The sequence below is a fragment of the Sphingobium sp. genome, from assembly GCF_003248505.1.
In the GTDB taxonomy this organism is placed as follows: domain Bacteria; phylum Pseudomonadota; class Alphaproteobacteria; order Sphingomonadales; family Sphingomonadaceae; genus Sphingobium.
Genome location: NZ_QFOA01000005.1, coordinates 58,881 through 80,177, shown reverse-complemented (window position 1 = coordinate 80,177; position 21,297 = coordinate 58,881). Strand labels below are relative to the sequence as shown.

Genomic DNA, 21,297 nt, shown 5'->3' with positions numbered 1-21,297 from the left:
CCCCCCGGTCGGGCGGGGGCGTGGCGTAAGGCTCCCGCTGGTTCCGCCAAGACCTTGCACAGAGACATGCCCGTGCCATCCATGCTTTCGTCGCTTCGTGTCGCACCCCTGGTCCTCAGCATTCTGATCGCCGGGTGCGGCGAGAAAAAACCGCCGCAAAAGGGGCCGGTCGAGGTGGGCGTGGTGACGCTGACCGCCCAGAATGCGACAGTGTCGACCGAACTGCCGGGGCGCACCGTATCCACCATGATGTCGGAAGTGCGTCCGCAGGTCGCCGGACTCATCCAGAAGCGGCTCTATACCGAAGGCGCGATGGTGCAGGCGGGGCAGCCGCTCTACCAGATCGACCCGCGCCTCTATCGCGCGTCGCGGGACGAAGCGCAGGCCGCGCTCGCGAGTGCGCAGGCAACATTGGTGGCAACGCAAGCAAAAGCGCGGCGCTACCAGTTGCTGGGCCAGACCGAAGCGGTCAGCGCACAGGATCGCGACGATGTCGTGGCCGCGGCACGGCAGGCGCAGGCGTCGGTGCAGCAGGCGCGCGCCAGCCTTCAGACCAGCAGCGTGAACCTGGAATTCACGCTGGTCCGCGCGCCGATCAGCGGGCGGATCGGCCGCACGCTCTTCACGCCGGGGGCGCTCGTCACCGCAAGCCAGGCCAGCCCGCTAACGACGATCCAGCAGCTCGACCCGATCTATGTCGACGTGACGCAATCGAGCGCACAATTGCTTCAGCTGCGCCGGTCGCTGGCGGCGGGGCAGACGCTGCCCGCAAGCGCGACCATCCGCCTGAAGCTGGACGACGGCACAGACTACCCGCTCCCCGGCCGGATCGAGTTCGCCGAGCCGATCGTCGATGTGAACAGCGGCACGGTGACGCTGCGTGCACGGTTCCCCAATCCCGACGGGATATTGCTGCCGGGCATGTTCGTACGCGTCGTCGCGCCACAGGCGGTCGTTCCCCGCGCGATCCTCGCACCGCAGCAGGGCATTAGCCGCGACCCCAAAGGCAATGCAACCGCGCTTGTCGTCGACCGGGCGAACAAGGTCGAACGGCGAACCGTCACCGCCGGACAGGCTATCGGCGACAAATGGCTGATCACGTCCGGCCTCAAGGCCGGGGACAGGCTCATCGTGGAAGGCACCGACAAGGTGAAGCCCGACGATGTCGTGAAACCCGTCGCCGTCGCGACCGCGAAGTAGGAGCGGGTCGGTGCTCAGCCGCTTTTTCATCGAACGACCGATCTTTGCCTGGGTCATCGCCATCGGCATCATGCTGGCTGGCCTCGGATCGATGCTGTCGCTGCCCATCGCTCAATATCCCGATATCGCGCCGCCCGGAGTGGGCGTCAACGCGACCTACCCCGGCGCATCGGCGGAAACGGTCGAGACCGCCGTCACCCAGATCATCGAGCAGCAGCTGACCGGGCTCGACGGTCTCATGTATTTCTCATCATCCTCCTCGGCGAACGGGCGTGCGCAGATCAGCGTCACGTTCCAGAAGGGCACCGATCCCGATACCGCGCAAGTGCAGGTGCAGAATCGCGTGCAGCAGGCGCTCAGCCGCCTGCCCAATCCGGTGCAGCAACAGGGCCTGACCGTCACCAAGCAGCAGACCGACTTCCTGATGCTCGTGGGCCTCTACGACGAGACCGACACTGCGACCCAGTCCGACATCTCGGACTTTCTGGTCAATAATTTCCAGGACCCCATTGCCCGCATCGACGGTATCGGCGCGACGCAGATCTTCGGGTCGCAATATGCGATGCGCATCTGGCTAAATCCCTACAAGCTCGCCGCCGTCAAACTGATGCCTTCGGACGTGGAAAATGCGATTCGAGCTCAGAATGTCGAAGTGTCGGCAGGACAGATCGGCGCCGATCCCGCTCCCGCCGGGCAGCAGATCAATGCCACCGTCACGGCAAGGGCGCGGCTCCAGACGCCCGACCAGTTCCGCAACATCATCGTCAAGACGCAAAGCGACGGGTCGGTCGTCCATCTGTCCGATGTCGCGCGCGTCGAACTGGGCAACGAAAGCTATACCACTGCGGCTCGCCTGAACGGCCATCCCGCCTCGGGCATCGCGCTCCAACTGGCACCGGGCGCCGACGCGCTCAAGACCGCCGAACTGGTCAAGGCCAAGGTGCAGGAATTGTCCGGCAACCTCCCGCACGGCTACAAAGTCGTCTATCCACGCGACACGACCCCATTCATCAAGCTGTCGGTCGAGGAAGTCATCCACACGCTGGTCGAAGCGGTCGCACTCGTTGTGATCGTGATGTTCGTCTTCCTGCAAAGCTGGCGCGCCACTCTTGTCCCGGCCATCGCGGTGCCGGTCGTGCTGCTCGGCACCTTCGGCATCCTCGCTCTGTTCGGCTATTCCATCAACACGCTGACGCTGTTCGGGATGGTGTTGTCCATTGGCCTTCTCGTGGACGACGCGATCGTCGTCGTCGAAAATGTCGAGCGGATCATGGAGGAGGAGGGACTTTCCCCTCGTGAGGCGACGATCAAGTCGATGGCTGAGATCGGCAGCGCGCTCGTCGGCATCGCCCTCGTCCTGTCCGCCGTGCTCCTGCCCATGGCCTTTTTCGGCGGATCGACCGGCGTTATCTATCGCCAGTTTTCCATCACCATCGTATCTTCGATGCTGCTGTCGGTCCTGGTGGCGCTGGTCCTTTCGCCGGCCCTGTGCGCGACCTTGCTCAAACCCATCGACCATCACAAGCGGGACAAGGGCTGGGCAGGCAAATTCAACCGCTGGTTCGAACGGATGACGAACGGCTATATCCGCCGGACCGAACATGTGATGACGCGCCGCAAGTTGTTCTGGGGCCTTTATATCGCGGTTCTCGCCATCCTCATTCTTCTGTTCGTGCGACTGCCCAGCAGTTTCCTGCCCGTCGAGGATCAGGGACAGGTGATGGCGCAGGTGACGCTGCCTGCAGGAGCGAAGTCCAGCCGCACCGCAGCGGCGGTCGAACGGGTGCAGAATTACTTTCTGAACGATGAAAAGGATAATGTCGCCTACGCCTTCATCATGACCGGTTTCAGCTTTCAGGGGCAGGGGGAGAATGTGGCGCAGGGCTTCATCAACCTTGCGCCCTGGGAGGACCGTAAAGGCTTGGCCAACACCGCCACATCTATTGCCGGACGGGCGAGCAAACAATTGGCCGCGATCCGCGACGCAAAGATATTGGCGATGACACCACCCGCCATTCGCGGCCTCGGCCAGTCCAACGGCTTTACCTTCGAACTGTTGAACAGCGGGGGATTGACCCGTACGCGCTTCCTCGAGCTGCGCAACCAGCTGATCGCCGCCGCGCAAAAGGACCCCATGCTGGCGGGCGTCCGCGCTGCGACCCTGGAGGACACGCCCCAACTGCGCGTTGACGTCGATTCCGAAAAGCTCGCCGTCCTGGGTCTCACGCAGGCGGATGTCGACGATGTGCTCAGTTCCGCATGGGGCAGCACTTATATCAACGATTTCGTCGATCGCGGGCGGGTCAAGCGCGTCTACATGCAGGCCGATGCGCCTTATCGCGCGTTGCCGACCGACCTCGACAACTGGATGGTACGGTCGAGCGGCACCGGCCAGATGGTTCCATTTTCAGCTTTTGCGACAACGCACTGGACCGTGGGCCCGACGACTGTTTCGCGTTTCAACGGTCTTTCCTCTTTCGAGCTTCAGGGGCAGGCGGCCGAAGGCGCAAGCTCGGGCGAAGCGATGGATCGGATGGTCGAGTTGCAGAAGCAATTACCGCGCGGCACCAGCTATGCATGGAGCGGGCTGTCCTATCAGGAACAATTGTCGGGCGGGCAGGCTCCGCTCCTCTATGGCCTATCGGTCCTCGTCGTCTTCCTGTGCCTTGCGGCGCTTTACGAAAGCTGGTCGATCCCTCTTGCCGTGCTGCTTGTCATTCCCCTCGGACTGATCGGCGCGGTCATCGCGGTGTGGGCGAGAGGGCTTGAGAACAACATCTTCTTTCAGGTCGGGCTGCTCACCACCATGGGGCTGGCGGCCAAGAACGCGATCCTGATCGTGGAATTTGCCGAACTGGCACATCATGAGGGCAAGAATGCGTGGGAGGCTGCGTTGTCGGCCGCGCGACTGCGCTTCCGTCCGATCCTCATGACATCGCTCGCCTTCATCGCGGGCTGTATCCCGCTTGCCATCGCGACGGGGGCGGGGGCGCAAAGCCGGATCGCGATCGGCACGGCGGTCATTGGCGGCATGACGACCGCGACGATCCTTGCCATCTTCTACGTTCCTCTCTTCTTCCTGACGATCGCGCGCCTTTTCGGCAACGACAAGCCGAAGGACGAGCCGCAGCCGCCCTTCCCGGACGCAGGAGTGCCCGCATGATCCGCATTCGTCCCACGCCGCTGGCGCTGATGCTGTTGTCAGGATGCAACCTGGCGTCGCCCTATGCACGCCCGACACCCCCCGTACCCGCGGCCCTGCCAACCGGGGAAGCCTATGCCCCGCGGATCGACGACAGGGCGGGTCTCCCCTGGACGCAGTTGATACAGGACGCGCGGCTTGCAACGATCATCGGGCGCGCGCTGTCAGAAAACCGTGACCTGCGCGCCACGCTCGCCAGCGTCGAGGCGGCGCGCGCGCAATATCGCATTCAGCGCGCGGTTCAACTGCCGACCATTACAGCGGGCGCCGGTGCCAGCTTTGCGCGGCAGAACGACAACCGGCAGGACAATTATAGCGCCAATGTGGGCTTCAGCGCATTCGAGATCGACCTGTTCGGTCGCCTCCGCAATCTAAGCGAAGCCGCGTTACAATCCTATCTGGCGACAGAGGAGGGGGCTCGCGCTACCCGGATCGCCCTGATCGCCGAAACCGCAACCGCCTATGCGACACTGGCCGCCGATCAGAATCAGCTTGCTCTTTCCCGCCGCACCCAGGCAAGCGCGCAACGGACACTCGACCTTGTGCGCTCGCTCAATGCAGCGGGTCTAGCCGGAAAGCTCGACGTGCGACAGGCAGAAACCACGGTCGAGCAGGCATCGTCGGACGTGGCCGCGACGATCACGCAGGTCGCCCAGGATCGCAATGCTCTGGACCTGCTCGTTGGCGCGCCGGTCGAACCTGCGCTGCTGCCGACCTCGTTACAGGACCTGACGCGCACCATATCCAGGGTGCCCGCCGGCGTGACCTCCGACGTGCTGCTACAGCGTCCCGATGTACTGCAAGCAGAACATCAATTGCAGGCGGCGAATGCAGATGTCGGCGCGGCCCGTGCCGCTTTCTTTCCGCGGATCAGCCTGACTTCGGCCATCGGCGTGGCAAGTTCCGCCCTGTCGTCCCTTTTTGGCGGGGGATCATTCAGCTGGTCGGCCAGTCCATCGGCCAGTCTGCCTGTATTTGGCGGACCCAATCGCGGAAACCTTGCCTACAGCAAGGCGCAACGCGATCTTTATCTCGCACAATATGAAAAGGCAGTTCAGACTGCGTTCCAGGAAGTCGCCGATGCCTTGGCCCGTGAAGGAACCATCGACGCCCAACAAGCTTCCCAGCGCCGTCTGGTGACTGCCAACCAACAAGCCTATGACCTGGCCGAGCAACGCTATCGCGCCGGAATCGACACATTCCTCACCGCACTCACCAGTCAGAGATCGCTTTACAACGCGCAACAGTCGGCCATTGCGACGGACTTGGCGCTCGTTAGCAATCGCATCCGGCTTTACAGAGTTATCGGTGCGGATCAGTAACGTCGGGTGAAAACCTGACGTAACATCGATAATAAGGGTTATGTTAAATTCCCGACGGTCCGGCGCGTGTGTCAGCGACCGCATCTTCCAGAAATCCGATAGTCGCGCGAATGCGCGGTAGCTGTTGCAAATCCGCGTGCATGACAACCCAATAGCTTCGCCATGATTCCACCTCTGCCGGAAGGAGCCGGACCAGGCGTTCATCCTGCTCTGCGGAGAATAGGTGCAGCATTCCTATTCCCATGCCTGCCGCAACCGCCGCCTGCTGCGCTGCCGCCGAGGTCGAACGAAATCGAACGGAGGCACCGGGCAAAAGTTGATCGAGCGCGATCATTTCCGGAAATCCCGCTAATTCCTCGATATAGGATACGAAATGGTGGCGATGAAGATCGTCCATGCTCGCAGGCGTGCCGTTCCGTTCGAGATAGTCGAGCGATGCATAGAGCCCCAGCCGATAATCGGTAAGCTTGCGTCCGATGAGCCGCCCGCGCGGCGGCAGTGTCAGCATGACTGCGATGTCGGCTTCCCGCTTCGCTAGGCTGGTGGAACGGCTTTGCGTCGCAAGTTCCAGCGTTAGGCGCGGATGGCGGCGATGCAACGCCTCGACATGCGGTGCCACGAGATAGGCGCCGAACATTTCCGTCGTTGCGAGGCGGACCACCCCTTCCACCACGTCGTCGCGCGCCGCCACGCTGGCCGATGCGGCCAGCAATTCGCTCTCGATCCGCTCGGCATGGGCCAGAAGGGCGAAGGCAGCCGGGGTCGGCGACACGCCGCGCGACGATCGATCGAACAACCGCGCGCCCAGATCGCGCTCCAGCGCCGTCAAGCGGCGGGCGACGGTACTCTGGTCGATACCCAGCCGCTTTCCTGCGGCAACCATATTGCCTTCGCGCACGATGGCAAGGAACAGCATGAGATCGGGTGACTGAAGCATGGATGTTTCTGCAAATCTGATGTGCGAGCATGTCCGTATCGCTGCACAGCCGCCCTGTCTATGATCGCATCAAAGCCCATGCTCAGGAAAGGATGACCGATGCGCGCTATCACGCATTTCATTGACGGACAGAATGCGCCCATGGCCGGTGCGCGGTTGGCGGATGTGCTCGATCCGTCGACCGGTTCGGTGCAGGCTCAAGTGGAACTGGCGAACGCCGCCCATCTCCAGAAAGCGATCGATTCCGCCCTCGCGGCTCAGCCCGAATGGGCCGCGACCAACCCGCAGCGGCGTGCCCGCGTCATGTTCCGTTTCAAGGAATTGATCGAAGCGAACATGGACGAGATGGCGGCCATGCTGTCGTCTGAACATGGCAAGGTGATCGCCGATGCGAAGGGTGACATCCAGCGCGGTCTGGAAGTGGTCGAATTCGCCTGCGGCATTCCGCATCTCCTGAAGGGCGAATATACGCAAGGGGCGGGACCCGGCATCGATGTCTATTCGATGCGCCAGCCTTTGGGTATCGTCGCAGGCATCACGCCGTTCAACTTCCCCGCGATGATCCCGCTGTGGATGAGCGCAATGGCGATTGCGTGCGGCAACGCCTTCATCCTCAAGCCTTCGGAACGCGATCCGTCGGTGCCAGTGCGCCTAGCCGAACTGGCGATCGAAGCAGGCCTGCCCAAGGGTATCCTCAATGTCGTGCACGGCGACAAGGAGATGGTGGACGCGATCCTCGACCATGCCGACATCAAGGCAGTGAGCTTTGTCGGATCGTCCGACATCGCCAATTATGTCTACCAGCGCGCCGCCGCGAATGGGAAGCGCGCCCAGTGCATGGGTGGCGCGAAGAACCACGGCATCATCCTGCCCGACGCGGACATGGACCAGGCAGTCGCCGACATCGTGGGCGCAGCCTATGGTTCGGCCGGCGAACGCTGCATGGCGTTGCCGGTAGTCACGCCGGTCGGCGAAGCGACGGCCCATGCGTTTCGCGAAAAGCTGGTCGCCGCGATCGAAACGCTGCGCCCCGGCATCCCCAGCGATCCGCAGGCGCAATATGGTCCGCTCGTCACGGCCCAGCACAAGGCGCGGGTGGAGAGCTATATCCAGATGGCGGCGGACGAAGGCGCGGAGATCGTCGTCGACGGTCGCGGCTTCAGCCTTCAAGGTTATGAGGAGGGCTTCTATCTCGCCCCTACCCTGATCGACCGCGTCACGCCGCAGATGAAAAGCTATCAGGACGAGATTTTCGGGCCGGTGCTCCAAATCCTGCGGGCCGAGACGTTCGAAGAAGCGTTGAGCTACCCCTCGAAGCACCAATATGGCAACGGCGTCGCCATCTTCACCCGCAACGGCGATTATGCCCGCCGCTTCGCTGCCGAAGTGGAAGTCGGGATGGTCGGGATCAACGTGCCGATCCCGGTGCCGGTCGCCTATCACAGCTTTGGCGGATGGAAGCGCTCGGGCTTCGGCGACCTCGACCAATATGGCCTCGACGGAATGCGCTTCTATACGCGGACCAAGAAGATCACGCAGCGTTGGCCGAGCGGCGGCGCGGTGATCGACCAGAGCTTCGTCATTCCGACGATGAAGTAAGACAAAATGCCCCGGCAGCGATAACTGCCGGGGCATTTAACGAGACAACGAAGTAGACAGCCGAACCTGTATTTCGCGAGCGGCAATTTATGTGCGTTCGGTTATGCGTCAGGCATCGACGCTGACGACCCCACGGCGTATCTGATCGAGTTCGATGCTTTCGAACAGCGCCTGGAAGTTGCCATTGCCGAACCCCTCATTCCCTTTGCGCTGAATGATTTCGAAGAAGATCGGACCGAACATGTTTTCGGTGAAGATCTGAAGGAGAATGCCCTCGCTCTCGACGTCGCCGTCGATGAGGATCCGGTTTTGGCGTAGACGTCCAAGATCCTCGCCATGGCCAGGAACGCGCTTGTCCACCAGTTCATAATAGGTTTCAATGGTGTCCTGAAGCCGGACGCCGCGCGCGCGCAGCTTTTCCACCGTGTCGTAGATATTGTCGGTGGTCATCGCGAGATGCTGGATGCCTTCGCCATGATATTCGCGAATGAACTCCTCGATCTGGCTCTTGTCGTCCTGGCTCTCGTTCAACGGAATGCGGATGGCACGGTCAGGCGCGATCATAGCCTGGCTGGTAAGACCGGTCGCCTTCCCCTTGATATCGAAGAATTTCTGTTCCTCGAAATTGAAGAGCGTGCGGTAAAATTCGCTCCATACGCGCATCTGCCCACGCCGGACATTGTGGGTCAGATGGTCGAGCAGGTCGAGACCGACGCTGTTCTTCGCTTCGGCCTCCTCCCAGCCGGGAAATTCCGCCCAGTCGTCATAAGGATCGGCCCCATCCGCGATGAAATAAAGGTAGGAGCCGCCGATCCCCTGGATGACCGTGTCATCCTCCTGCGTGGGCTGGCCGCCATGGGCGAGCGCCCAATCCATCGCCTTGACCGGATCGGCGACGCGAAAGGCCATCGCGCTGGCCGAAGGGCCGTGGACGCCGCGAAATTCGGCGACGCGACCGGCATCGTCGCGGTTGAGCATCAGGTTGATACGGCCCTGCTTGTAGCGAGTGATGTTCTTGCGCGGATGACGGTGCGTGGGCACGAAGCCCAACTGCTCGAACTGCGCGGCCATCGCTTCCGGATCGGGCGAGGTGAATTCGACGAATTCGAAGCCGTTAAGCCCCAGCGGATTGGTCTTGGCGGACGTGGGTTCAGGGGCAATGTCGGGCGCGGTCATGGGCGATCCTCTTCTTTCCTTGCAAAGGCATAAGCCTGCGTCCCGTGCGTGATGACGCGGTCGGTCGGCAGGATGGTGTCGATGGCGAGATCGGGTTGTTGCGCCAGTTCCGCGTAGAGCGGAGCGAAGTCGGTTTCGACCGTGGCGCGCAACAGGTCTTCGAAACTGTCGATGACGAAATAGGTCTGCTGATAATCGTCGATGCGATAGCGGGTGCGCATCAGGCGTCGCAGGTCGAAGCCGATGCGATGGGGCGACGGGTCCTCCAGCGCGAAGAGCGATTCCGCGTGGGACGATACGATGCCCGCACCGTAGAGCTTCAGGTCGCCGCCTTCGCGGACAAGGCCGAACTCCACCGTATACCAGTAAAGTCGGGCAAGCCGGTCGATGGCCCCCAGCGCATCGGCGCGCAGGCCGCCCTGCCCATAGGCCTGCATATAATCGGCGAATATGGGATCGGCGAGCAGCGGGACGTGGCCGAACACATCGTGGAAGACATCCGGCTCCTCGAGATAGTCGATCTGGTCCGGGCGACGGATGAAACGCCCGGCGACGAACCGGCGGTTGGCGAGATGTTCGAAGAAGACGCGGTCGGGGACGAGGCCGGGAACGGCGACGACCTGCCACCCGGTGCGCTGCATCAGCCTTTCTGACAGTTCGCCGAAATCCGGAATGCCCGGTTTCGTCATGCGCAGAATGTCCAGCCCTTCGAGGAACTGGGGCGTAACCCGACCGGGGAGCAGGGCCGACTGCCGCGCAAACAGCCGATCCCACATTGCATGATCCTGCGCGGTGTAGGCGGACCAGTCCTGCGCGACGGTCCAGTCGGCGGCGGCACCGTGCGGGAGAGAGCGATCTGGGTCAGCCATGTATCGATCATGCCATGAACGATGAGGAAAATCGTTTCATAATGGGCAGCCATGCCGTAGAAAATGAAACACAGTCTTCATATCGGGCAAATTCGTGAAACAGGACAGACAGATCGATGCGGTCGACCGCCGTATCCTTGCCGCCTTGCAGCTGGACGCGGCGATCAGCCATCAGGACCTGGCCGAGCGCGTAGGCGCATCGAGTGCTTCATGCTGGCGGCGGATCAAGGCGCTGGAGCAGATGGGGGTGCTGACGCGCACGGTGCGGCTGGTCGATGCCGGTAAAGTAGGGCGCGGCGTCAACGTGCTCTGCAACGTCCGCATGCGCAGCCACGCCCGCGAGGCGCGTAGCGCGTTCGAGCAGTTCGTGGACGGACGGCCCGAAATCGTGGAATGTTTTTCCATGTCGGGGGAGTGGGACTATCTGATCCGCGTCGTGGTGGCGGACGTAGAGGATTATAATCGCTTCCTGATGCAAATCCTGCTCGGTCATCCGTCGGTCGCAGGCGCGGCTTCGCATTTCGCGCTGTCGATGACGAAATATACGACCGCCCTGCCTTTGTAAGAAGCGCGCGTCAGTCGTGGCGGAAAAGTGCGGCGACCTGCGCCGCGATCTCAGCGGGCTTCAGCCGACCGGGACGATACCAGTCGGCGGCGCTATTGAGCTGTGCGAGCAGCAGGTTGCGGTAGATGGAGCGGTCGAACTGCGGCGGGAGCGGGAGCCGGTCGACGAGCGCGCGGAACAGGTTTTCGAACCGATCGCGCCGTGCGACCAGTTGCGCACGCACGGCAGGCGGGACTTCGCGGAAGTCGTTCATCATCGGGGTCGTCAGGGAATCGGGCGCAAGCTGGATTTCGAGCAGACAGGTGCAGGCAGCGCAAAGCTTGTCCCAGGGGTCGCTTTCATCCGCGACGGCGCGGGCGATGCGATCTTCCGCCGCATCCAGCGCCGCATCGTGCAGTTCGACGAAAAGCGCGTCCTTGGACTTGATATGGTGATAGAGCGACCCGCCGAGCACACCTGCCTGTTCGCCGATGTCGCGCATCGACGTGCCGCGATAACCCTTGCGCGCGAAGAGGCGCGCCGCGATCTCCAATATCTCGCGGCGGCGGCTCGGGCGGTCGGCATCGGCCATCAGAAAGCGTCGGCGGAAAGCGCCATGACCGATGCCTCACCCGCCGCGATTGCCTCGGCAAGACCCTGCGCCTGGGGAAGGAGGCGCTGCGCATAGAAGTCCGCAACGTAGCGCTTGGCCTCGTCGAGCGGACTGTCGCCTTGCTCCGCAGCCACGGCCATGCGCGTCCACATCCAGCCGAGCGATACCAGCGCGAACAGGCGGAGATAATCGACCGCCGCCGCACCGGCGCGATTGACATCGGCACCGCGCAGTCCCCCGGTCGCCGTACGCAGCAAAGCGAGCGCGGCGCGGGTCCGTTCGGCGATCGGGCGATCCCCCGCCCCGTCCAGATCGGTCGCCATCATGGCGAAAAAGCCATCGATGACCGCTCCGCCGCCAAGGCCGAGCTTGCGACCGACCAGATCCATCGCCTGCACCCCATTGGTGCCTTCGTAAATCTGGGCGATACGCGCGTCGCGGACATATTGCTCCATGCCCCATTCGCGAATGTAGCCATGGCCGCCGAACACCTGCTGCGCCTGCACCGCGCCTTCGAAACCCATATCGGTAAAGGCGGCTTTCACGACCGGGGTCAGGAGCGCGACAAGTGCGTCCGCCGTCGCCCGCTCCGCAGCATCGGGATGGTGGCGCGAGCGATCGAGCTGAAGCGCGACCCAGCCCGCAAGCGCGCGTCCGCCCTCGACAAAGGCGCGCACCGACAGCAGCATCCGCCGCACGTCGGCATGGTCGATGATCGGCACCGGGCCGCGCGATCCATCGCCGCTGCGGCCCTGCAACCGATCCCTGGCATAGGCCGCAGCCTGTTGATACGCGCCGCCCGCGATGCCCAGGCCCTGAATTCCGACCATCAGCCGTTCCGCGTTCATCATCGTGAACATGGCAGCGAGGCCGCGATGCGGTTCGCCCACCAGCCAGCCGACAGCCTCATCATAATTCATGACGCAGGTCGGCTGGGCATGAATGCCCATCTTCTTTTCGAGCGCACCCACCGACATCGAGTTGCGGCGGGTAAAGCCCCCTTCCCCGTCCGGCAGAAATTTGGGGACGAGGAAAAGGCTGATCCCTTTCACCCCCGGAGGCGCATCGGGCAAGCGGGCAAGCACCAGATGCACGATGTTGCCACCGAAATCATGGTCGCCCGACGAAATGAAAATCTTCGTCCCGGTCACGGCATGGCTGCCGTCTGCGAGCGGGGCCGCCTTCGTCTTGAGCAGCGCAAGGTCGGTGCCCGCCCCGCTTTCGGTCAGTGCCATGGCGCCAGTCCACTCGCCGGTCACCAGCGGGCGAAGATAGGTTTGCTTGAGCGCGTCGCTCGCATGGGCGGCAATCGCCTCGCACGCGCCACGCGTGAGGCCGGGGAACAGGCCGAACGACAGGTTCGTCGCCGACATCATCTCGTCGAGCCAGAGCTGGAGGACGAAGGGCAGCCCCTGCCCCCCATGTTCTTCCTCACCCGAAAGCGAGGCCCAGCCAGCCGCCGCGAAATCGCGCCAGGCGTCGGCAAAGCCGGGGGGCGTCACCACGCCTTCGGCGGTCAGGCGGCTGCCATGTTCGTCACCCTCCCGGTTGATCGGCAAAAGCCGCTCGGCGCACATGCGCCCGGCTTCGTCGAGTACGGCGACGGCCAGGTCTGTATCCACCTCTTTCCCGATGTCGCGCATCGCATCGTCGAAGCCGAGCACGCGGGTCAGCAGGAAGCGATAATCGTCGATGGGCGGGGTGTAGGCGAACATGGTCTCTCCTTATGCCGCGACTTCTATACCAAACGCCTGTTACAGTCAAGGCGGACAGAGGTGGACGATGGTCCGCCGTCGGACCTGACAGGCGACGCGCCGTCTTCTCTCGAACGCAAGAGCGTTCTATCTGTGCGGGATGACCGACGCCCATCCCACCATCGATCTCGACCGTCTTCGCCACATCATCGGCAGCCTGAGCGAAGGGGTACTGCTGGTCGATGCGCAGCAGCGCATCCTCTGGGCCAACGAAGCGGCGTTGCGGATGCACGGGGTCGAGGAGGTCGCAGGGCTGGGTGGAACGGTCGACGCCTATCGCCAGCTATTTCAGTTACGATATCGCAACAATCATCGGCTGAAACGCGGCGACTATCCGCTCGACCGAGTGATCGCAGGCGAAGCCTTCGACGAGGTGATCGTCGAGGTGATACCGAAGGGCGAGGAGGAATCGCGCTGGATCCACCAAATCCGCAGTCTGATCCTGACCGACCAGGCGGGCGATCCCGATCTTCTCGTGCTGGTGATACAGGATGTGTCGCTGCGCTTCGAGGCGGAGCAGCGGTTTGAGCAGACCTTCAACGTCAACCCTGCCCCCGCCGTCATCATGCGGCTGTCCGATCAGCGCTATGTCAAGGTGAACCAAGGCTTCCTCGACCTGACCGGTTACGCCAGGGACGAGGTGCTGGGCCGGACGCTCTACGAGATCGACGTGCTCAAGGATGCGGCGGATATCGACATGGCGGTGGAGCGGCTGCGCGAAGGGCGCACCGTTCCGCAGATGCAGGCGGACCTCGAACTGCCGGACGGGGGTCGCAAGCTGGTGATCGTGGCGGGGCAGCCGGTCGAACTGGAGGATGAGCCATGCATCTTGTTTTCCTTCGCCGATCTGGAGCCGCGCCGACAGGCCGAAAACGAGCTTCGTCACAGCGAGGAAAGGTTCGTCACCACCTTCCGGCTGGCACCGGTCGCAATGGCGATCACTACGCGCGACGGACATGCGCTGTGCGATACCAATGACGCATTCCATCAGCTGACGGGCTGGTCGCCCGACGAAGCGATGGGAAAAGGCATGACCGCCCTCAAGCTGTGGGAGGATGGGGCGTTTTTGCGGCATGTCGACGCGGAACTGGGCCAGCGCACCGCCTTTCGCGGCCATGACGCCAGGGTCCGGCACAAGGATGGCGGTGTCACCGATTGTCTGGTGTCGGCGGCGGCGATCCCGTTGGGGCAAGACACCTGCACGCTCTGGGTGATCCAGGACATTCACGATCGGCGTCACAGCGAACTGGAACTCATCGGCGCGATCGAGGCGGTGATGAAGGACACCAACTGGTTCAGCCGCACGGTGGTGGAAAAGCTCGCCAATCTGCGCGCACCCCATGGCACCGCGCGCCCGGTAGAGACGAGCGAACTGACCCGGCGCGAGAAGGAGGTGCTGAGCCTGATGTGCGAGGGCGCGGACGATGCCGCCATCGCCAAGGAATTGGGCGTATCGCGCAATACCCTGCGCAACCACGTCGCGCGCGTCTATGCCAAGATCGGCGTCAATCGCCGCGCGCAGGCCATTCTCTGGGCACGGGAACGCGGCTACCCGCTCCAGCGCCCGATCCGGTGATTTTTGGTGCGTAACTACTATATGATTTAGTAGTATCGTCTCTGCCGACGCGCCGCCTCCGATCCTATTTCTCCATCATCGACGCTGTCGAACGCGTCGCTTTGCCATGGAGACATCGATGAACGGACATCGCATCGAAGGCGAACTGCGCCAGATCAAGGGATCGATCAGAGAAGCGATCGGGAAGATCACCGGCGATCGCAAGACGCAGGCCGAAGGCGCTGCAGAAAAAATGGCGGGCAAGGTGCAGGCCAACGCCGCAAAGGCCGGCGAAGCCATCGAAAGCGCGCTGAAGAAATAAGCAGCGCTTCATTTCCATCATAACAGAAACAAGGAAAACAACATGGCCACGACCATGAACGACCCCCATTTCGACGTTCGCGTCACACCGCGGATGAGCTGGTCCGCCCTGCTGGTCGGCACCGTCATCGCGCTCGCCGTCGAATTGATGCTCGGCCTGTTGGGCGCAGGCATCGGCTTTTCGGCGATCAATCCCCAAGGCGACGGAGCGAGTGCCGGAGGACTTGGCATCGGCGCTCTTCTCTGGTGGACGGTGAGCACCGTTGTCGCGCTGGGCGCGGGCGCCTATGGCGCAGCGATGGTCGCCAACAGCCGTCGCAAGATCGACGGCGCGATGCACGGCCTGGCCATCTGGGCGCTGACCTTGCTGGTGACCTTCTATCTGCTGACGTCCGCGATCGGCGGACTGGTGGGCGGCGCATTCCGTACCGTCGGCAACGTCGCCAGTGCGGCGGCGACAAGCGCAAGCGTTATAACTCCTACCGTTGCCAAGGCCGCGGGCGTCGACAAGGCGGATGTGGACTCGCAACTGTCCGCGCTGTTGGACGATACGCCGTCCGACCCGAAGGCCATGACCGCCGAACAGAGCCGCAAGGCGATCGCCGGCGAACTGCCCGCGATGGCACGCGGCGGTGCCGAAGGTCAGGAAGCGCAGAACCGCATAGCTGCCATCGTCGCAGTTCAGAAGGGTATCAGCCAGGAAGAGGCCCGCATCCGCGTAGACAAGGCGCGCACGGATTTCCTCGCCGCCACGGACGATGCGCTGGCCACCGCCGCTGAAGTCGGCAGCACCAGTGCCGACATCGCAGCAGGCACGGCCTTCGCCCTGTTCCTCGTGATGTTGCTGGGCGCCGCATCGGCCGCTGCGGGGGGCGTCGCCGCAACCCGCCGCAACCTCTGACCCCTTTATGTATCGAACGATGGAGAATGACATGAACGAGGAACGCATTTCGGGCGCGATCAAGAATGCCACCGGCAAGCTGGAGGAAGGCTTTGGCAAGCTGACCGGCGGTCGGCGAGACTGAGGACGCGGCAGGGGGGAAAAAGACAGGCATGAAGACCATCGCCTTTACCCTCCGTGCCCTTGCCGGTTGCAACCCGGTCGATGGCGCAGGCAATAATTGCGGTCGGCGGGCGCTGCGGCATCCAACATAGCGACCAAGGCGAAGTAGGGACTTTCGGTGAGTATCTTGAGGAACGGCGCGGATATCCGCGCCGTTCTTTTTTGCATGTGAGCGGCACGCCTGTACCATGTTGGAAAGATGCGGTTGACGAGGGTAAAAGAAAACTGGTTTCCTCCCATCGGGCTTTACGGGCAGCCCGTAGAGAGAAACGGGCCAGCGGCTCAACGCGCAACCCCATGATACGAGAGGCATGCCACATCCATGGACGATGACAGGCTTACGCATTTGCAGCGGCTGGAGGCCGAGGCGATTCATATCATGCGCGAGGTCGTGGCCGACGCGGACAAGCCCGTAATGCTGTATTCGGTCGGCAAGGACTCCGCTGTGATGCTGCATCTGGCGCGCAAGGCCTTCTATCCCTCGCCCCCGCCCTTTCCGCTGCTGCATGTCGACACGACCTGGAAATTCAAGGCGATGTACGAACTGCGCGACACCATGGCGCGCGAAAGCGGAATGGAATTGCTCGTCTACCAGAATCCCGATGCGCAGGAGCGCGGGATCAATCCGTTCGATCATGGCCCATTGCACACCGACATGTGGAAAACCGAAGGGTTGAAACAGGCGCTCGATCTCTATGGCTTCGACGCGGCGTTTGGCGGCGCGCGGCGCGACGAGGAAAAAAGCCGGGCCAAGGAGCGTATCTTCTCCTTCCGTACGGCGAGCCACGGGTGGGACCCCAAGAACCAGCGGCCGGAATTGTGGAACCTCTATAACGCCCGCAAGAACAAGGGCGAGAGCATCCGGGTCTTTCCGATCAGCAACTGGACCGAACTCGACATCTGGCAATATATCCACCTGAATGCCGTGCCCATCGTGCCGCTCTATTTCGCGGCAGAACGACCGACTTACCAATGGGAAGGCCAGCTGTTCATGGCCGACGACATCGACCGCCTGGAAAAGGTGCTGGGCCGCAGGCCCGACATCGTAAACCGCTCCATCCGTTTCCGCACGCTGGGCTGTTTCCCGCTCACCGGAGCTGTCGAAAGCCGGGCCAGCACTCTGCCCGAGGTGATCCAGGAGACGCTGCTCACGACCACCAGCGAAAGGCAGGGGCGCGTCATCGACAAGGATGCGGGCGGCGCGGGCATGGAGAAGAAAAAACAGGAGGGGTATTTCTGATGTCGGACGGTGATGCCATCTACAGGACCGACGCGCTCATCGCGCAGGACATCGACGCCTATCTCGACACGCATCAGCACAAGACGATGCTGCGCTTCATCACCTGCGGCAGCGTGGATGACGGCAAGTCGACGCTGATCGGACGGCTGCTCTACGACAGCAAGATGATCTTCGAAGACCAGCTGGCCGCGCTGGAAAACGATTCGAAGAAAGTCGGCACGCAAGGGCAGGAAATCGATTTCGCGCTGCTGGTCGACGGGCTCGCCGCCGAACGCGAGCAGGGCATCACGATCGATGTCGCCTATCGGTTTTTCAACACCGAAAAGCGCAAGTTCATCGTCGCCGATTGTCCCGGTCACGAACAATATACGCGCAACATGGTGACGGGCGCATCGACCGCCGATCTGGCCGTGATCCTCATCGATGCTCGCAAGGGCGTCCTGACGCAGACTCGGCGACACACTTATCTCTGCCACCTGCTCGGCATCCGCAACATCGTGCTGGCCGTGAACAAGATGGACCTGGTGGAGTATGACCAGGCGGTGTTCAATCGCATTGTCATGACCTATCGCGCCTTTGCAAGCGACCTTGGCATCACGCGTTTCACCGCGATTCCCATTTCAGGGTTCAAGGGCGACAATATCTCGCTGCCGAGCGACAAGACGCCCTGGTATGGCGGCCCCACGCTGATCGAACATCTGGAAACGGTGGAAGTGCTTTCGTCGCTGGACGCGGAAAAGCCGTTCCGCATGGCGGTGCAGTGGGTCAATCGACCCAATCTCGACTTTCGCGGATTTTCCGGTCAGATCGCGACCGGCACGGTCGCACCGGGCGACGCCGTGCGCGTTCTTCCTTCGGGCAGGACCAGCACGATCACGCGCATTGTCACGCTGGACGGCGATCTCGACCGCGCGGTGGCAGGCCAATCTGTGACGTTGTGCTTCGCCGACGAAATCGACTGCTCGCGCGGCGACGTGATCGCGTCCGCCGATGCGCCGCCACAGGCCGCAGCCCAGTTCGAGACGACGCTCGTCTGGCTGGACGATCAGGCCTTACGCGTTGGGCGGGCCTATTGGCTCAAGATCGGCACGCAGACGGTTTCCGTGACCGTGCAGCAGCCCAAATATGTCGTGAACGTCAATACGATGGAGCAGCTGGCGGCCAAAACGTTGGAACTGAACGCAATCGGGGTAGTCGAGATTGCGACCGACCGTCCTGTCGTCTTCGAACCCTATTGCGAGAACCGGACGCTTGGCGGCTTCATCCTGATCGACAAGATCAGCAATGCGACGGTGGCGGCAGGCATGATGCATTTCAGCCTGCGCCGTTCCCAGAATGTCCATTGGCAGGCGCTCGACATCAGCCGGGATGCGCATGCCGCACTCAAGAATCAGCGGCCCGGCGTGCTATGGTTCACGGGTCTGTCTGGGTCGGGCAAATCGACCATCGCCAATCTGGTCGAAAAGAAGCTCCATGCGCTCGGCCACCACACCTTCCTGCTCGACGGCGATAATGTACGCCACGGCCTCAACAAGGATCTGGGTTTTACGGAAGCCGACCGGATCGAGAATATCCGCCGCGTAGGTGAGGTCGCCAAGCTGATGACCGATGCGGGCCTTATCGTGCTGACCGCCTTCATCAGCCCGTTCCGCGCCGAGCGGGAGATGGTGCGCGCGATGCTTCCCGAGGGCGAGTTTATCGAGATTTTCATCGATACGCCTTTGGAGGAAGCCGAACGGCGGGACGTGAAAGGCCTGTATCGCAAGGCGCGGTCCGGCGAGTTGCGCAACTTCACGGGCATCGACAGCCCCTATGAAGCGCCCGAAAGCCCGGACCTGCGGATCGACACCCGATCCGTATCTCCGGAAGAGGCCGCCGACCGGATTGTCGACCTGCTGACGGAAAGGCGTTGATAGCATGACGGACGGGGAGCTTGCTGCGCATCTGGCGCAGGTGGCGGGTCAGCTTTTGCTAACGGTGCGTGGATGCGGGATGCTCGATCTCGGCGCGCTGGGCAAGGCGGGCGATGCGACGGCCAACCAATTCCTGATACACGCGCTACGCCAGCAAAGGCCCGACGACGGGCTGCTGTCGGAGGAAGAGAAGGACAATCCTGAACGCCTGTCCAAGGAACGCGTCTGGATCGTCGATCCTGTCGATGGCACGCGGGAATATGGGGAATCGCGCGAAGACTGGGCAGTGCATGTCGGGCTGGCGGTGAACGGAGACCCGGTGGTGGGCGCAGTCGCGCTTCCCGGGGCTGATGGGGGCAAGGGCCTGGTCCTGCGAACCGACGCGCCGGCAGCGGTCCCCCCTGCGCCTGCGCGCCTGCGCATGGTGGTGAGCCGCACGCGCCCTGCCAGGGAAGCGGTCGCCGTGGCCGACGCCCTCGATGCCGAACTCGTCCCGATGGGAAGCGCGGGGGCGAAAGCCATGAGTATCGTACGGGGACAGGCGGACATCTACCTGCATTCGGGCGGCCAGTATGAGTGGGACAGCTGCGCGCCGGCTGCGGTGGCGCGTGCGCACGGACTCCACGCATCGCGCCTCGATGGCAGTCCGCTCGTCTACAACCAGCCCGACACCTATATGCCCGACCTGTTGATATGCCGGGTCGACCATGTGGCGCGTGTGCGCGCAGCGATCGCGGCGATCGACGCCTGACCTATTGTCAGGCGCGTTCCCAGATTGCGGCGATCCCCTGCCCGCCCCCTATGCACATGGTGGTAAGGCCATAGCGTCCGCCGGTGCGGTGCAGTTCGTGAACCAGTTTGGTCGTGATGATAGCGCCCGTGGCGCCGACCGGATGGCCGAGCGAGATGCCGCTGCCATTGGGATTGACCTTTGCGGGATCGAACGCCAGCTCCCGCGCCACCGCACAGGCCTGCGCGGCGAACGCCTCGTTGGATTCGATCACATCCATATCGGCGACAGACAGCCCGGCGCGTTCCATCGCACGGCGCGTCGCTGGAACGGGGCCGATGCCCATATAGGCAGGATCCACACCGGCATGGCCGTAGGCCACCAGCCGCGCGAGGGGCGTCAGGCGATGCGCCTTCACCGCCGCATCGCTCGCCAATATGACGGCCGCCGCGCCATCGTTGATGCCAGACGCATTGCCGGCAGTCACCGTTCCATCCTTCCGGAACACCGGCTTGAGAGCTGCAAAATCTTCCGCAGCGGCAGCGGCACGGACATATTCGTCGGTGTCGAAAGTGGCAGGCTTTCGCTTTACCATGATGTCGACAGGAACGATCTGTTCCTTGAAGCGACCTTCGGCAATGGCATGGGTCGCCCGCGTCTGGCTCTCCAGCGCAAGCGCATCCTGGTCTTCGCGCGAAATGCCGTATCGAGCGGCGATATTCTCCGCCGTCACACCCATATGATAGGCGTGAAAGGGATCGCTGAGCGTGCCGGTCAGCCCGTCCTGAAGCGCCGCGTCCCCCATTTTCTGGCCCCACCGCGCGGCGGGAAGATAATAAGGGGCACGGCTCATGATCTCGGCGCCCGCGCCCAGCCCTATGTCACAATCGCCCAGCATGATCGACTGCGCCACACTGATGATCGCCTGAAGGCCCGAACCGCACAGCCGGTTGACGGTCATCGCGGGAACCTCCTGCGGGATGCCTGCGTCGATCGCTGCGATACGTGCGGCGTAGGCGTCGCGCGGCTCGCAAGGGATCACCATGCCGAGCGCGACGTTACCGACCTGAGCCGCGTCGATCCCCGCGCGGGCTATCGCGGCCTTGGCGACGTGGGCGGCAAGTTCACCGGGCTTCTGGTCCCTGAGCGAACCCCCGAAACTGCCGATTGCGGTCCGCGCAGCCGATACCAGGAAAATATCCACGTTTGAAAAATCCTCGCAGGATCGGGACGCTAGGCAGACTGAGGGAACGGCAATT

At 62.8% G+C, this 21,297-nt stretch carries 17 protein-coding genes; 11 read left to right on the top strand and 6 right to left on the bottom strand.

The window, feature by feature from the left end; genetic code table 11:
- The first annotated feature begins 66 nt into the window (after positions 1-66).
- The 3 genes from DI606_RS03835 to DI606_RS03825 are packed head-to-tail and all read left to right on the top strand — an operon-like array spanning position 67 to position 5,724.
- A complete protein-coding gene (locus DI606_RS03835) occupies positions 67-1,200 on the top strand; it encodes an efflux RND transporter periplasmic adaptor subunit (protein WP_293979889.1) in 1,134 nt (377 codons plus the stop codon).
- A gap of 10 nt (positions 1,201-1,210) precedes the next feature.
- A complete protein-coding gene (locus DI606_RS03830) occupies positions 1,211-4,363 on the top strand; it encodes an efflux RND transporter permease subunit (protein ID WP_293979887.1) in 3,153 nt (1,050 codons plus the stop codon).
- Complete coding sequence (locus DI606_RS03825; RefSeq protein ID WP_293979885.1) at positions 4,360-5,724, top strand: efflux transporter outer membrane subunit; 1,365 nt, start codon at positions 4,360-4,362, stop codon at positions 5,722-5,724. Before DI606_RS03830 ends, DI606_RS03825 begins: the two co-directional genes overlap by 4 nt.
- Before the next feature lie 43 nt (positions 5,725-5,767).
- Here the strand turns inward: DI606_RS03825 and DI606_RS03820 are convergent, their stop codons facing one another.
- Positions 5,768-6,661 (bottom strand): LysR family transcriptional regulator, encoded by an 894-nt coding sequence (locus DI606_RS03820; protein ID WP_293979884.1) that lies wholly within the window; start codon positions 6,659-6,661, stop codon positions 5,768-5,770.
- Between the two features lie 99 nt (positions 6,662-6,760).
- On the opposite strand from DI606_RS03820, the gene DI606_RS03815 reads away from it, so the two are divergent.
- On the top strand, positions 6,761-8,260 hold the full coding sequence (locus tag DI606_RS03815; RefSeq protein ID WP_293979882.1) for a CoA-acylating methylmalonate-semialdehyde dehydrogenase: 1,500 nt from the start codon (positions 6,761-6,763) through the stop codon (positions 8,258-8,260).
- A 108-nt stretch (positions 8,261-8,368) separates the two neighbouring features.
- On the opposite strand, the gene hppD is transcribed toward DI606_RS03815, so the two are convergent.
- On the bottom strand, positions 8,369-9,436 hold the full coding sequence (gene hppD / locus DI606_RS03810) for a 4-hydroxyphenylpyruvate dioxygenase (RefSeq protein WP_293979880.1): 1,068 nt from the start codon (positions 9,434-9,436) through the stop codon (positions 8,369-8,371).
- Complete coding sequence (phhA, locus tag DI606_RS03805) at positions 9,433-10,305, bottom strand: phenylalanine 4-monooxygenase (RefSeq protein ID WP_293979879.1); 873 nt, start codon at positions 10,303-10,305, stop codon at positions 9,433-9,435. The genes hppD and phhA overlap by 4 nt, the downstream gene beginning before the upstream one ends.
- A 94-nt stretch (positions 10,306-10,399) precedes the next feature.
- On the opposite strand from phhA, the gene DI606_RS03800 reads away from it, so the two are divergent.
- Positions 10,400-10,870, top strand: a complete 471-nt coding sequence (locus tag DI606_RS03800; RefSeq protein WP_293979877.1) for an Lrp/AsnC family transcriptional regulator — start codon at positions 10,400-10,402, stop codon at positions 10,868-10,870.
- 10 nt (positions 10,871-10,880) lie between these two features.
- On the opposite strand, the gene DI606_RS03795 is transcribed toward DI606_RS03800, so the two are convergent.
- Positions 10,881-11,441: a TetR/AcrR family transcriptional regulator gene (locus DI606_RS03795; RefSeq protein WP_293979876.1), complete on the bottom strand. Its 561-nt coding sequence runs from the start codon at positions 11,439-11,441 to the stop codon at positions 10,881-10,883.
- Positions 11,441-13,177 carry an acyl-CoA dehydrogenase C-terminal domain-containing protein gene (locus tag DI606_RS03790; RefSeq protein ID WP_293979874.1) on the bottom strand — a complete coding sequence of 579 codons (1,737 nt, stop codon included), beginning with the start codon at positions 13,175-13,177 and terminating at the stop codon, positions 11,441-11,443. Before DI606_RS03790 ends, DI606_RS03795 begins: the two co-directional genes overlap by 1 nt.
- 139 nt (positions 13,178-13,316) lie before the next feature.
- On the opposite strand from DI606_RS03790, the gene DI606_RS03785 reads away from it, so the two are divergent.
- The 6 genes from DI606_RS03785 to DI606_RS03760 all read left to right on the top strand — a co-directional run bounded on the left by DI606_RS03785 (position 13,317) and on the right by DI606_RS03760 (position 20,059).
- Positions 13,317-14,792 carry a PAS domain S-box protein gene (locus DI606_RS03785; protein WP_293979872.1) on the top strand — a complete coding sequence of 492 codons (1,476 nt, stop codon included), beginning with the start codon at positions 13,317-13,319 and terminating at the stop codon, positions 14,790-14,792.
- A 118-nt stretch (positions 14,793-14,910) separates the two neighbouring features.
- Entirely contained in the window at positions 14,911-15,093 is a 183-nt protein-coding gene (locus DI606_RS03780; RefSeq protein ID WP_293979870.1) for a CsbD family protein, read from the top strand.
- A 42-nt stretch (positions 15,094-15,135) separates the two neighbouring features.
- Positions 15,136-15,993, top strand: coding sequence for a hypothetical protein (locus tag DI606_RS03775; protein ID WP_293979869.1), 858 nt, complete (start codon positions 15,136-15,138; stop codon positions 15,991-15,993).
- A 484-nt stretch (positions 15,994-16,477) separates the two neighbouring features.
- On the top strand, positions 16,478-17,395 hold the full coding sequence (cysD, locus tag DI606_RS03770; RefSeq protein WP_293979867.1) for a sulfate adenylyltransferase subunit CysD: 918 nt from the start codon (positions 16,478-16,480) through the stop codon (positions 17,393-17,395).
- Positions 17,395-19,308, top strand: coding sequence for a sulfate adenylyltransferase subunit CysN (gene cysN / locus DI606_RS03765; protein ID WP_293979865.1), 1,914 nt, complete (start codon positions 17,395-17,397; stop codon positions 19,306-19,308). Before cysD ends, cysN begins: the two co-directional genes overlap by 1 nt.
- 4 nt (positions 19,309-19,312) lie before the next feature.
- The gene (locus DI606_RS03760) at positions 19,313-20,059 is read left to right on the top strand and encodes a 3'(2'),5'-bisphosphate nucleotidase CysQ (protein WP_293979863.1); all 747 of its coding nucleotides are present in this window, start codon (positions 19,313-19,315) and stop codon (positions 20,057-20,059) included.
- Positions 20,060-20,066: 7 nt separating this feature from the next.
- Here the strand turns inward: DI606_RS03760 and bktB are convergent, their stop codons facing one another.
- Positions 20,067-21,242, bottom strand: a complete 1,176-nt coding sequence (gene bktB / locus DI606_RS03755; protein ID WP_293979861.1) for a beta-ketothiolase BktB — start codon at positions 21,240-21,242, stop codon at positions 20,067-20,069.
- Positions 21,243-21,297: the final 55 nt, after the last annotated feature.

What these genes read in the sequence shown, in the direction of transcription:
- DI606_RS03835 (WP_293979889.1), top strand. Translation starts at nt 67, where the DNA reads ATGCCCGTGCCATCCATGCTTTCGTCGCTTCGTGTCGCACCCCTGGTC.
- DI606_RS03825 (WP_293979885.1), top strand. Translation starts at nt 4,360, where the DNA reads ATGATCCGCATTCGTCCCACGCCGCTGGCGCTGATGCTGTTGTCAGGA.
- DI606_RS03820 (WP_293979884.1), bottom strand. Translation starts at nt 6,661, where the DNA reads ATGCTTCAGTCACCCGATCTCATGCTGTTCCTTGCCATCGTGCGCGAA.
- DI606_RS03815 (WP_293979882.1), top strand. Translation starts at nt 6,761, where the DNA reads ATGCGCGCTATCACGCATTTCATTGACGGACAGAATGCGCCCATGGCC.
- hppD (WP_293979880.1), bottom strand. Translation starts at nt 9,436, where the DNA reads ATGACCGCGCCCGACATTGCCCCTGAACCCACGTCCGCCAAGACCAAT.
- phhA (WP_293979879.1), bottom strand. Translation starts at nt 10,305, where the DNA reads ATGGCTGACCCAGATCGCTCTCTCCCGCACGGTGCCGCCGCCGACTGG.
- DI606_RS03795 (WP_293979876.1), bottom strand. Translation starts at nt 11,441, where the DNA reads ATGGCCGATGCCGACCGCCCGAGCCGCCGCCGCGAGATATTGGAGATC.
- DI606_RS03790 (WP_293979874.1), bottom strand. Translation starts at nt 13,177, where the DNA reads ATGTTCGCCTACACCCCGCCCATCGACGATTATCGCTTCCTGCTGACC.
- DI606_RS03785 (WP_293979872.1), top strand. Translation starts at nt 13,317, where the DNA reads ATGACCGACGCCCATCCCACCATCGATCTCGACCGTCTTCGCCACATC.
- DI606_RS03780 (WP_293979870.1), top strand. Translation starts at nt 14,911, where the DNA reads ATGAACGGACATCGCATCGAAGGCGAACTGCGCCAGATCAAGGGATCG.
- DI606_RS03775 (WP_293979869.1), top strand. Translation starts at nt 15,136, where the DNA reads ATGGCCACGACCATGAACGACCCCCATTTCGACGTTCGCGTCACACCG.
- cysD (WP_293979867.1), top strand. Translation starts at nt 16,478, where the DNA reads ATGGACGATGACAGGCTTACGCATTTGCAGCGGCTGGAGGCCGAGGCG.
- cysN (WP_293979865.1), top strand. Translation starts at nt 17,395, where the DNA reads ATGTCGGACGGTGATGCCATCTACAGGACCGACGCGCTCATCGCGCAG.
- DI606_RS03760 (WP_293979863.1), top strand. Translation starts at nt 19,313, where the DNA reads ATGACGGACGGGGAGCTTGCTGCGCATCTGGCGCAGGTGGCGGGTCAG.